The organism is Enterococcus sp. DIV0756 (assembly GCF_051710745.1).
Lineage (GTDB): Bacteria > Bacillota > Bacilli > Lactobacillales > Enterococcaceae > Enterococcus_A.
In genome coordinates this window covers 1,232,896-1,243,657 of the sequence record NZ_JBIOLF010000002.1, presented here as the reverse complement: position 1 = coordinate 1,243,657, position 10,762 = coordinate 1,232,896, and the positions used below count along the sequence as shown (strand labels likewise).

Genomic DNA, 10,762 nt, shown 5'->3' with positions numbered 1-10,762 from the left:
AATAATAGTAAGAGAAGAGGATGTTCGCGCTAGTTATAGGCTAAGAAAGTGGGGATAGAAATGAAAAAGGTTGAAGAAAATTCGTTGGCGATCGGTATCGCATTAGGGTTGATTTTTGGTTTACTGTTCGATAATTTGGCCATCGGTTTAGCGATCGGTGTGGCTTTGGGAGCCACAGGAATGTTCGCTACGAAAAAGAAGCAAAAATGATTATTCTGGGTTATTTTGACGTATCTTAGAGAAAGGATAAAGGATAGGCGTGAAATTCCCTCTTTTTTATCCTTAATCAAATAAGGAGTATCTCATGATTAGTAAATTCGAAAGCAATCTGACCTATTTATATAAGAGAAGCAAAGCTCTCTTTGTCCTATGTTTATTGTTCTGGGGATATTTAGGAAATCACATGCGAACTTTTATCGGACTTGACTCTTATTTTTCACTCAGAGGCACCTTGCTATTTGCTGTCGAGCTGATCGTACTATTCGGTTTGATTTCCGTGCTGCCTGCTTTTTTTAAGGAAAATAAGGTGAATAAAAAATGAGTAAACGGATCGGTTTGGGAAATATTCTTGCGTTTTTTATCTCCTATCAACGCTGGCACAGTATTTTTTGGGCGCTATTTCATGGCTGGTGCGGCTGGTGGTATGTTCTTTACTATGGACTTTTTCACTGGGGACGTGAAGCTTGATTAGTTAACGCAGAATTATAGACTCACAATGGAAAGTTAAGGCGCAATAAACAAAAAAATAAGGGGGCAGTTTATTTAAGCGGCTCCTTGTTTTTCGAAAATTCCTCTTACCTCTCTTTTAAATAGTCATTGATCGATTTGCATTGTTGTGATCGTAGAAAACACAGACTCGCTGATTTTCCTATTAAGGAAAAGGTGGTTTTGTCTTGAATAGTATTCGCGGTCAGATGCTTGACTAGTTTATCTAGCTAAAAAAAGAGTAATTTTAACTGTTTGTATCTCTTCCTACTCACACTGTCAGATGGAAAGAGTATTAAACGATCACTGTTTTTTTCAAAATAATAAAGAGCGACTGGAGATGCCCGAATGAAAGTGACAAATTCAATGATCGCAAAAGATTTACGTTTTATGGGGAAAATTTATAAAAAACTGCTAACTTACCCTATTTTAAGTAATCCTCAACCGGATAATCAAAAAAGTAAAAAGAATCGAAGAAACAAAGATAGTATCTACTGCTCTCGTCCAGATGGTTCAATGATGAGAGTGCTGGTAAAACAGCCTAAAAAACAACTTTCCGAAAAACTTCCTGGTGTTTTATGGATCCATGGCGGCGGTTATTTCTCGGGTTCCCCTGAACAACTCAACGTTACTATGTGTAAAACGATCAAAGAAAAGTGTGTGATCGTCTCACCAGAGTATACATTATCATTAGAAGCACCCTTTCCTGCGGCTTTGGAGGATTGCTACTTAGCACTGAAGTGGATGAAAGAGCATGCTGAAGAGCTAGGCATTAGAGAGGATCAACTTTTTGTTGGCGGTGAAAGTGCTGGCGGCGGACTCACAGCTGCATTGTGTCTTTACGCGCGAGACAAAGAGGAAGTGAATATCGCCTTTCAGATGCCACTATATCCCATGATTGATTGTCGGATAAACAGCACATCAATGAAGGACAATGATGCGCCAGTCTGGAACGAAAGCGACTCCCTGAATGCCTGGAATCTCTATTTAGCGAACCAGAAAGATCGAATATCCCCCTACGCTTCTGCCGCATTGACCGATGATTACCAGGGAATGCCTCCAGCAATCACTTTTGTCGGAACGATCGAACCTTTTTATTGTGAAACGATCGCTTATATGGAAAACCTGAAAAAAAGCGGTATATTCGCTAAATATGCGACTTTCGACGGCTGTTATCATGGATTTGATACGCTTGTTCCTTGGTCTAAAGAGGCCAAGGAAGCGAAACAATTCTTTGTTGCTGAATTTGATTATGCCTGCAAAACCTTTTTTGCCCCACAAAATCAGTAATCATCTCTCATCTTTTTGTCAAAAACGAGCAGGAAACTTTTGAAAGGTTTGCTGCTCGTTGATATTCCTTAGGCAAAAATCTCCTTCGCCATCGCAAAAGCGCTCCACGCTTTCGGCCAACCGGCATAAAAAGCCAAATGAGTGATCAATGCGCTGATTTCTGTTTTCGTCACACCATTTTCCTTAGCAATCTTCAAATGTGCTTCTAGCTGCGGTGCTCCCATTGCTAATAATGCCGAGCAAGTAATGAGGCTGCGGTCATGAGCCGAAAGCTCCTCTTCCTTTGCCCAGACTTCGCCGAATAAGACATCATCGTTCAATGCGGCAAATTGCGGCGCGAATTCACCTAGTTGTTCTCTTCCTGCTGTTTGTTTTTTCATTATCCTCTCTCCTTACTTTTCTAATTTTTCATACCATTCATCGCTGACAGGCTCCAGCCATTCCGGTGTGCCGGCAGTGATGGCGATGTGTTCGAACCAGCTATCTTTTGCGGCTCCATGCCAATGCTTCACTCCGTCATGGGTGACGACCACGTCTCCAGCATGCAAGAATTGCGCGACTTTCCCCTCTTCCTGATACCAGCCCTCGCCGCCTGTGACCAGCAGTAATTGGAAGCCATCGAGATGGATGTGCCAGTTGTTGCGACAGCCCGGTTCAAAAGTAACGTTGGCTACACCCACATTGATCGCCGGATCAGCAACTAATGATTGGAGATAACTTTGCCCGATAAAATAGTGAGCAAAAGCCTCATTTTTGTCACCAATTGGAAAGATGACACCATTTTGTATTTCTTCATGTTTTGTCATTCGATTATTCCTCCTACGCCTTATTTGAATACGCCAGCAGCCAATTTTTCACAGCTGCATCTGAACGCGCCACTTTAGAACCGCGAACAGCTAAACCTGTTTTGATCTCAGCCTTTGGACAAGCTGCTTGAAGATCTTGAATACTTGAACCAAAAGCACTGCCTTCATGAGTACAGAAAGGATAGATTACTTTATTCGTCCAATCATGATCTGCTAAGAAAGTAGCAATGACCTGCGGATATGTGCCCCACCAGTTTGGAAAACCAAGAAAAACCGTGTCAACTTGTTCTAAATCGACCGACAACGCCTCATATTCCACTCGTGCGGAAGCCTTTTTTTCCTTTTCTGCTTGTTGAACCGCCTCGTCATAATTATCAGAATAAGAGAGCTTTGGCGATAACTGAAGAGCTGCTACATCAACCTGATGACTGATTTTTTCTGCTAAAACGGCCGTATTACCGACTGAAATCATTTGTTTTCTGCCATTGATATAATTTTCTCCTGGTCTTGAAAAATAAATTACTACTGCTGTCATCATTTACCACCTCGATTGAATAAGCTTTATTGGATTTACATGTCGGATAACCTTAAATAAAAAAAGTCATATCCTGAACATCTTCAGAATACGACTCCTTATCTACTATGTCTAATGCCTATATACTCATAGTACTATAGCTAAAAAGCATGTTTAAAACGATTGATTAACTCTTGGACTGGCGGTGTTTGAAGACGTTTTTTCCAGACCAGCACGCAATGTGTCTTCACGGAAGGAGCCAATGGGATAAAGACGGATTCCGTCAATTTCCGATCAGAGATAGCCCCTTCAATTGCTAGCGCCGCGCCCACCTGATGATCCACTAAAGGTAAAATGTTAAAAATCAAATTATAATGTCCAATAATATTCAGCAGATCCATTGAGATACCTGACCAGTCAGATAATAGCCGTTGTACTTCTGAACGACCAGAACAAAAGATTGGCAACCCCTTGATATCCTCAGGCTGCAGCTCGTTCTTATTAGCAATGAATAATTCTTTTGAAACGAGAAAGCCCCATTTCTCTTCTCGAGGCAATGTCAATGTCTCGACCTCATTCAATGTTACCGGCTCGATCAAGACAGCCAGATCCAAGATCCCCTTTTCTAACCGATCAGAGATATCATCACTGGTTCCGGTGACTAAATTGAACCGAACCTGCGGATAATCACTGATCAATTCCTCCAGCAGCATTGCCACCGTATCCGAGTTGTCCGCCTCGACGCAGCCGATCGTGATCGTCCCGCTTAGCTGCTCCTTTCGTTGTGCAGAAAACGCCTGCTCCAGCTTATCATCCAACGCCAGAATTTCTTCAGCTCGTTCCTTCAAAAAATACCCGTCCTGAGTCAAACTCAACCGATTCTTTTCTCGATGGAAAAGCGGTGTTTCGATCTGCTCTTCCAACTCCTTGATTTGGCGGCTCAAGGTCGGTTGCGTAATGTTCAACATCCGTGCCGCCCGTGAGATATTGCCCTCCTGTGCCACTGCCCAGAAATAACGTAATAATCTGATTTCCATTTGATAGCCTCACTGTCTTTTCTTTTACTATAGCAGAAATTTTCTCTTTTAAAAGAAGCAACGAGTGGCTACGTCGCTCTAAAGGATTCCTTTTTCATAAAACGATAAAAAACGTTCTCTTTTCACCATGCCAATCATCCTCAGAATGCAGAAACGGCAAAAGCACCGGCGAAACATTCGCCGGTGCCGTGTCTATTTTTGTTCTTTTGCTTCAACAATCTCAGCAACGAGCTCATCGATTGCCGGGTCTTGCAGGTAATTTTTTAATGTAACGATTTTCATCGTTGGATGGGCCTTTCGCGTGCGTTCCTCCAAGTCTCGATGAACGACCACCATGTCACTGTCTGTTGGAACATCCTCAATTCGATAATTCTTTACTTCGATATCCGTGATGCCGGCCTTTTGCAGCTTTTTCTTAAAGGTCGTGGCCCCCATCGCACTGCTGCCCATTCCAGCATCACAGGCAAAGGATACTTTGTTCAAGTTCGCTACGAACGTACTTGTTGTTTTTGTTTTCTCGTTAGATAATAATTCTTTTCCTTCTGATTTCATAGATTTTGATTTTTGGACAGATTCTTCAAAGCTCGCATCGTCATCTGGTGTTTTATCTGCTTTTAAGATTACAGAAGTTACTAAGAAAGAAACGGCTGTTGCGATAACAACTCCGGCAATTACTCCAAAGAAATTCCCTTTTGGTGTCAAGGCCAAGTAGGAGAAGATCGAGCCGGGACTCGGACCAGCAACTAGGCCTACGTTAAATAATTGGAAGGTCAGTGTTCCCGCCATGCCTCCTGCAATCATCGCTAAGATTGTAACGGGTTTCATTAGAACATATGGGAAATACATTTCATGAATCCCGCCTAAGAAATGAATAATGATCGCACCTGGCGCTGTTCGTTTCGCTACTTTTTTGCCAAAGAATGAGTAAGCCAATAACAAGCCTAGCCCAGGTCCAGGGTTTGAGGCCACCATGAAGTAGATCGATTTGCCGGCTTCTAGAGTCTGCTGCATCCCCAATGGGTAATATACGCCTTGGTCGATCACGTTGTTTAGAAACAGGACTTTTGCCGGTTCATTGATCAATGAAAGTAACGGTAAGAAACCCGTTGAAACTAGCGCTTCGATCGCATTGGTGACAAATTGATTGGCTGATTGAATCGTTGGGCCAACTACTAAATAAGACAAGCACATAAGTACAAAACCAATGATACCGATTGAGAAGTTATTGACCACCATTTCAAAACCAGCTGGGATTTTTCCATCCAAGAAATTATCGGTCTTTTTCATGACCCAACCGCCTAACGGTCCCATGATCATTGCGCCCATAAACATGGGGATGTCTGCCCCAATAATCAAACCAATCGTTCCGATCGTTCCTAATACCGCGCCGCGCTGTCCGCCGATCATGCGCCCGCCAGTGTATGCTAACAATAATGGCAATAAGTAACTGACTGTTGGACCGACCAGCTCATTTAACGCTTCGTTTGGGAACCAGCCCGTTGGAATAAATAAGGCTGTCGCGATTCCCCAAGCGATAAACGCACCAATGTTTGGCAACACCATATTCGTCAAGAATCCGCCAAATGCCTGAACTCTTGCCCGCATCGATACTTGTTTTCCTTCATTCGTTACATCCATTTCCTTCACTCCTTTATCAAAGCTAACAACTCTTCTTCCGTACCAACATCAAATAATTTCTGATATAATTCCTCATCACTTAACAACTCGCCCAAGCTAGCAATTAGATCCAAATGGCCATCTGGCGAATCAGACGAAAGTATGAAGAAAACTTTGACTGGTTCATCACCAGGAAACATGACTGGCTCTTTCACATGAAGGAACGTCATCCCGACACCGTTGCTTCCGAATTCCGGACGCGCATGAGGCATAGCGATCTGAGGCAAAAGAATAATATAATTTCCATTATCTTCAACATTTTGAATCATTGCCTGCGCATAGGAATCTTCTATGATCCCTTGTTCTACCAGCGGTTTTGCACCTATTCGAATGGCCTCTTGCCATGATTCAACTGAATCTATGAACATCGTATTCCCTGTTAGTTGTTCTTTTAACATCTTTACCTCCTACTGCTGTGTCTTATAAGCAACAATAACTTCCTTGAGCAAAGCGCCATTTACATCCGAAATCTTTTTGATTGTTGCTTCTAAACCATCTTCAACAATTGATGCCTGCAAGCTTTCTGCTTCTGCATCATCGGCGTTATGATAATGATAACCTGCCGCAATAATTTTCACACCTGTCTCATGAGGCAAACCGAGGGCATCGAGTTTTACCACCGGAGCGACTAACCGATCATTCGGTCCTAATTTTCTGATGGGCGAACCGCCCACGCGAGCGATTTCATCGGAAAGCTTTGGATTGCTCTGCCGCTTAAGTGTTTTATCAATAAAGCACTGTAAGGCTGCTGGTTCAAATTGATATTCTTCTACAAAATAAGCCTGGTTCTCTGCTAAAAATTGCTTCACGTCAGTCAAAATCTCTGGATCACGGATCGCCTCTTGAATCGTTTGATAGCCCTTTAATGCGCCAAGATACGCAATCGCCGCATGAGCAGCATTGACGATAAATAGTTTACGTTCAATATAGGGCTGCATCTCTTCAATCAAAACCACGTTTTTTAATTCGAAAGGAGTTGTCGGGTCTAATTGTTGGCGATTGATCACCCATTCGTAATAGGGCTCAACAACAGCAATTGCCTTACCCTCAACGATTTTCCCGAGGGATTGCCGATCGATCGCTGTGTTAACAAAATAGGCATAGTGATCAAAAACGGCTAACTCCTGATCTGTCAGTTCCTCATATACTGCTTTTTTTAAACGATCACTCGCATTGATACTATTTTCGTTCGCTAAAATATTAATACTGCGTTTTTTCTCGAAACGTTGGCTCAAGCCCTTCGCAATCGTCGGTGCAATTTTTGCCAAATTGTTCGCCCCAACCGAAGTGGTCAGGATATCCGCTTTTTCGATCGCCGTAATGACCTTTTCTGTCTCAGTCAAACTGTTCAAAGCGCTGACCTGATCAACAAAATCCGTGGTTTCATTCTCATCGATGATTTCAATCATATATCCGCCATCCTGATTCAATTGCCTGATCAAGTCAGCATTTGTATCAACAAAGCAAATCTCAAAGTCATTTTGATGTAAGAGCTGCCCAATAAATCCACGTCCGATATTGCCTGCGCCAAAATGTAATGCTTTCATTTTGTTCACCTACTCCAAATTTGCGTGATACTGCCATAAGCTATGCATATCGATATTTTTTTCCTCCACCATCATCAAGGCGATGCTGTCACCTAACAAGAGCAGGCATTGTTCAAACAGGCTCGTCATCGGCTGGACCGAAGGAATTTCTCCCGGCAAAGCCAATTTCGTTTGAACAGGAATTCTTACAAAAATATCGGTGTATTCCTTCATTGAACTGTTGGCATTCGATCCGATGTGCGCTACCGTCGCGTCAAAGGTCTTCGCCTTTTTTGCGATCGCCAACGGAAACGAGCTTTCTCCGCTGCCAGAGCCAACGATCAACAAGTCCCTCTCCGTGATCGCCGGTTCAGTAATTTGTCCAACAACCACTGTTTGGACACCTAAATGCGCCAAGCGTTTTGCGATCCCTTCTAATGAAAGAAGGACGCGGCCGACACCGACAAAAAATACTCGGTCTGCGTTTTCAATTGCGGCTACTAGCTGCTCTACATCCTCAACAGCGATATTATCTAAAGTCGCAGAGATTTCCTTTGCGATTTTCTGTTCCACACTTTTAAATCCCATCAGTTTCCCTCCTACTTTATAAACACTGTTTTTTCCAGTGCTTCAGTTAATAATTGACGATTTTTTGCCAACGTGTTTCCAGCGATGAATAGGCTAGTACTGCCTAAAACTAGGTTGGTTGCACCAGCAGCGAGTAAATCTGGAATTGTTGCCAGAGAGACCCGGCCATCCACCTGAATATCCAGCGTTAATCCCTGAGTGTCGACTAACTGCCGCAAATCTGAAATTTTCTTCAGAGCATAGGGAATTTGTTTTTCCGCTTTGTTCGTCGCAAATCCAGGATTGATTAGCATCAAACATACGCGATCAATTTCGGGCAAGATATAATCTAAAACATTTAAAGGTGTCGCGGGATTCAAAGCAACGCCAACTGTCGTTCCAGCATTCTTGATTAACTGAATGTAGCGATCAACATGCAGACTCGTCTCGTGATGAAAGGTAATCCCTTCAACACCGATCTTCAGCATCTCATTGATAAAAAATTCATTGTCATTCGACATGATATGCACATCAAAATTCATCGAAGTGATTTCCCGCATTCGTTTGATCGTTTCGATTCCTAATGGCATGCTGGGACTAAAGGAACCGTCTATGACATCGATATGCAGTGTGTCCATCCCAATTGCCTCTAGTTCATTGATACTCTTTTGTAAATTCACTAAATCCCCGCACATGATCGATGGCGATAAAATGATCTTGCTCTTCATAAGCTTCCTCCTACTTTCCAAGCACTGATCTTCTCCGGAAAAAATCAGTATGATTCGAATGCCGTACATCCTTCGTTTACAAACTCATTGTAACCGCTTAACAATTACAAGTCAACACAAACATGCAAATTATTTAATTTTATCTGCATGTTTGTGCACGTTAATCGAAATTAATCGAAATGAAATTGACACAAAAACGCATACATGGCATGATTAATAAGAAGAAACAAGAAGGAGTGCGCACGATGTTGAAGGAAGAACGTCATCAAAAAATAGTTGATCTATTAAATATTGAACAAAAAGTCATCGCCAGTGACTTAAGCCAACGTTTCAATGTCTCTGAGGATACGATTCGCCGAGACTTGAAGGAACTGGATGGTCAAGGCTTATTAAAAAGAGTCCACAGCGGAGCTCTTAGAGTAGGACCGCCGATTACTGATTTTTCTTATCGAGAAAATGAACACAATGAACGGAAAAAAGCATTGGCACGCAAGGCTCTGCCTTTTATCAAAGAGGATTCCGTGATTATTATTGATGGAAGTACCACCAATTTAGCTCTGGTAAAAGAGATTCCGGTGGACTTTCGCGCAACTATCATCACGAACAGCCCAGCGATTTCGGTTGAGCTGGCGCAACGAGCCAACATTGAAGTCATCAATATTGGCGGCATTTTCTATAAGCAATCAATGATCAATCTCGGGGTCGAAACCTATAAGGCTTTACAAAAAATCCGAGCAGATCTATATATTATGGGAATTTATAATATTGATATCGAAGCAGGCACCAGCGTTCCAACTGTGCAAGAAGCTGAAATAAAAGCGCAAATGACCGAAGTATCTACAGAAATTTTGGGCATGATCACCAATGATAAGTTCGGTACCATTAGTAACGCGATCGTTGGTCCCGTTGATGACCTAAGTTTCCTGATTTCTGAGGATATTCCTGATAAAGTACGGAAGGAATATAGTAAGAAGAAATTGCTTTTGATCGACTAAATAAAATACCCATGGATCAGAAGCGCTGCTCAGGCTTCCTATCCATGGGTATTTGTTTTTTATACTTCGACTCCTATTTCAAAGGTCTCTTTGATAAAGGTCATGACCGGTTCATTTCGTTCTTGGCTGGCATAATAATCCATCCCGTGCTTTCCGCCTTCAACAATATTGACGGTACATGAGACGCCTTTCACCTGCAAAGCTTTCGCAAATGTGTGGGTGAAATCAATAGGAATCTCATCATCTAATGTTCCATGATTCAAAAAGAACGCTGGTTCATCACCAGTGATAGCTGGCAATGGATTCGCCATTTTCAGTTTTTCTAACAACTCATTCCCTTGCGCGCCAAAAGTAAGTTCATCCATAAAAAAACCATCAACCTGAGATAATTTGCCTGCTTTTGCTTGCCGAAAATGCAGTTCATGCAGATCAATCGGTGCGTAGAAGCTGATGACTCCCACGATTGAATAATTCTCGGTCCGATGGTGCTTGATCCCTAACTGGCAGGCGAGTAACGCACCGTGGGTCTCACCCCAAAGAATCATTTTATCCTTATCGATCTTATATTGATCGGCATGCTGTCCTAAAAAGGTTAATCCCTTTAAACAATCCTCTAAAAAGGCTGGATAGACAGCTTCTGGTGCTAAACGATAATTCAAACCAACCACCGCATAGCCCAGCTGCAAAGCATTCAGCACATTGGCTGTATGTCGGCGCTTATCACTCTTTACATAACCGCCGCCGTGAATAAAGATGATCACCGGATATTTTTCTTGCTTGATCGTCGGCAAGTAGATATCTAGTTTATTCTTATCCGACTTCGTATCATAAGCCACATCAAGCGTTGCTATGCCATAGCCTTCTAGTTCGTAAATATTTTCGTCATTTTTTTGAAAATCAATAAATTCCATAATCCC

Annotated in this window: 14 protein-coding genes; 4 read left to right on the top strand and 10 right to left on the bottom strand. The window is 42.4% G+C overall.

What is annotated here, in order from left to right; all coding sequences use genetic code 11:
• Positions 1-60: 60 nt before the first annotated feature.
• The 3 genes from IGI44_RS22315 to IGI44_RS22305 all read left to right on the top strand — a co-directional run bounded on the left by IGI44_RS22315 (position 61) and on the right by IGI44_RS22305 (position 1,995).
• Positions 61-210, top strand: coding sequence for a hypothetical protein (locus IGI44_RS22315; RefSeq protein ID WP_438790107.1), 150 nt, complete (start codon positions 61-63; stop codon positions 208-210).
• 327 nt (positions 211-537) lie between these two features.
• Positions 538-687 (top strand): hypothetical protein, encoded by a 150-nt coding sequence (locus tag IGI44_RS22310; RefSeq protein ID WP_438790106.1) that lies wholly within the window; start codon positions 538-540, stop codon positions 685-687.
• Positions 688-1,053: 366 nt separating this feature from the next.
• Complete coding sequence (locus IGI44_RS22305) at positions 1,054-1,995, top strand: alpha/beta hydrolase (protein ID WP_438790105.1); 942 nt, start codon at positions 1,054-1,056, stop codon at positions 1,993-1,995.
• 68 nt (positions 1,996-2,063) lie between these two features.
• Here the strand turns inward: IGI44_RS22305 and IGI44_RS22300 are convergent, their stop codons facing one another.
• The 9 genes from IGI44_RS22300 to IGI44_RS22260 form a co-directional block, all read right to left on the bottom strand.
• Positions 2,064-2,375, bottom strand: coding sequence for a carboxymuconolactone decarboxylase family protein (locus tag IGI44_RS22300; protein WP_438790104.1), 312 nt, complete (start codon positions 2,373-2,375; stop codon positions 2,064-2,066).
• A gap of 12 nt (positions 2,376-2,387) precedes the next feature.
• Positions 2,388-2,801 (bottom strand): cupin domain-containing protein, encoded by a 414-nt coding sequence (locus IGI44_RS22295; protein ID WP_438790103.1) that lies wholly within the window; start codon positions 2,799-2,801, stop codon positions 2,388-2,390.
• A 13-nt stretch (positions 2,802-2,814) separates the two neighbouring features.
• Entirely contained in the window at positions 2,815-3,336 is a 522-nt protein-coding gene (locus IGI44_RS22290) for a flavodoxin (protein ID WP_438790102.1), read from the bottom strand.
• A 140-nt stretch (positions 3,337-3,476) separates the two neighbouring features.
• Positions 3,477-4,352: a LysR family transcriptional regulator gene (locus IGI44_RS22285; RefSeq protein WP_438790101.1), complete on the bottom strand. Its 876-nt coding sequence runs from the start codon at positions 4,350-4,352 to the stop codon at positions 3,477-3,479.
• 192 nt (positions 4,353-4,544) lie between these two features.
• Positions 4,545-5,990 (bottom strand): PTS mannitol transporter subunit IICB, encoded by a 1,446-nt coding sequence (locus tag IGI44_RS22280; RefSeq protein ID WP_438790100.1) that lies wholly within the window; start codon positions 5,988-5,990, stop codon positions 4,545-4,547.
• Positions 5,991-5,995: 5 nt separating this feature from the next.
• A complete protein-coding gene (locus tag IGI44_RS22275) occupies positions 5,996-6,427 on the bottom strand; it encodes a PTS sugar transporter subunit IIA (protein ID WP_438790099.1) in 432 nt (143 codons plus the stop codon).
• Between the two features lie 9 nt (positions 6,428-6,436).
• Positions 6,437-7,576 carry a mannitol-1-phosphate 5-dehydrogenase gene (locus IGI44_RS22270; RefSeq protein ID WP_438790098.1) on the bottom strand — a complete coding sequence of 380 codons (1,140 nt, stop codon included), beginning with the start codon at positions 7,574-7,576 and terminating at the stop codon, positions 6,437-6,439.
• A 9-nt stretch (positions 7,577-7,585) separates the two neighbouring features.
• Positions 7,586-8,143: a 6-phospho-3-hexuloisomerase gene (gene hxlB / locus IGI44_RS22265; protein WP_438790097.1), complete on the bottom strand. Its 558-nt coding sequence runs from the start codon at positions 8,141-8,143 to the stop codon at positions 7,586-7,588.
• An 11-nt stretch (positions 8,144-8,154) separates the two neighbouring features.
• The gene (locus tag IGI44_RS22260; RefSeq protein ID WP_438790096.1) at positions 8,155-8,850 is read right to left on the bottom strand and encodes a ribulose-phosphate 3-epimerase; all 696 of its coding nucleotides are present in this window, start codon (positions 8,848-8,850) and stop codon (positions 8,155-8,157) included.
• A gap of 245 nt (positions 8,851-9,095) precedes the next feature.
• Here IGI44_RS22260 and IGI44_RS22255 point away from each other — a divergent pair, with 245 nt between their 5' ends.
• A complete protein-coding gene (locus IGI44_RS22255; protein WP_438790095.1) occupies positions 9,096-9,845 on the top strand; it encodes a DeoR/GlpR family DNA-binding transcription regulator in 750 nt (249 codons plus the stop codon).
• A 59-nt stretch (positions 9,846-9,904) separates the two neighbouring features.
• On the opposite strand, the gene IGI44_RS22250 is transcribed toward IGI44_RS22255, so the two are convergent.
• Positions 9,905-10,756, bottom strand: coding sequence for an alpha/beta hydrolase (locus IGI44_RS22250; protein ID WP_438790094.1), 852 nt, complete (start codon positions 10,754-10,756; stop codon positions 9,905-9,907).
• Between the last annotated feature and the right edge of the window lie 6 nt (positions 10,757-10,762).

What these genes read in the sequence shown, in the direction of transcription:
- IGI44_RS22300 (WP_438790104.1), bottom strand. Translation starts at nt 2,375, where the DNA reads ATGAAAAAACAAACAGCAGGAAGAGAACAACTAGGTGAATTCGCGCCG.
- IGI44_RS22310 (WP_438790106.1), top strand. Translation starts at nt 538, where the DNA reads ATGAGTAAACGGATCGGTTTGGGAAATATTCTTGCGTTTTTTATCTCC.
- IGI44_RS22295 (WP_438790103.1), bottom strand. Translation starts at nt 2,801, where the DNA reads ATGACAAAACATGAAGAAATACAAAATGGTGTCATCTTTCCAATTGGT.
- hxlB (WP_438790097.1), bottom strand. Translation starts at nt 8,143, where the DNA reads ATGGGATTTAAAAGTGTGGAACAGAAAATCGCAAAGGAAATCTCTGCG.
- IGI44_RS22280 (WP_438790100.1), bottom strand. Translation starts at nt 5,990, where the DNA reads ATGGATGTAACGAATGAAGGAAAACAAGTATCGATGCGGGCAAGAGTT.
- IGI44_RS22315 (WP_438790107.1), top strand. Translation starts at nt 61, where the DNA reads ATGAAAAAGGTTGAAGAAAATTCGTTGGCGATCGGTATCGCATTAGGG.
- IGI44_RS22260 (WP_438790096.1), bottom strand. Translation starts at nt 8,850, where the DNA reads ATGAAGAGCAAGATCATTTTATCGCCATCGATCATGTGCGGGGATTTA.
- IGI44_RS22285 (WP_438790101.1), bottom strand. Translation starts at nt 4,352, where the DNA reads ATGGAAATCAGATTATTACGTTATTTCTGGGCAGTGGCACAGGAGGGC.
- IGI44_RS22255 (WP_438790095.1), top strand. Translation starts at nt 9,096, where the DNA reads ATGTTGAAGGAAGAACGTCATCAAAAAATAGTTGATCTATTAAATATT.
- IGI44_RS22250 (WP_438790094.1), bottom strand. Translation starts at nt 10,756, where the DNA reads ATGGAATTTATTGATTTTCAAAAAAATGACGAAAATATTTACGAACTA.
- IGI44_RS22290 (WP_438790102.1), bottom strand. Translation starts at nt 3,336, where the DNA reads ATGACAGCAGTAGTAATTTATTTTTCAAGACCAGGAGAAAATTATATC.
- IGI44_RS22270 (WP_438790098.1), bottom strand. Translation starts at nt 7,576, where the DNA reads ATGAAAGCATTACATTTTGGCGCAGGCAATATCGGACGTGGATTTATT.
- IGI44_RS22275 (WP_438790099.1), bottom strand. Translation starts at nt 6,427, where the DNA reads ATGTTAAAAGAACAACTAACAGGGAATACGATGTTCATAGATTCAGTT.
- IGI44_RS22305 (WP_438790105.1), top strand. Translation starts at nt 1,054, where the DNA reads ATGAAAGTGACAAATTCAATGATCGCAAAAGATTTACGTTTTATGGGG.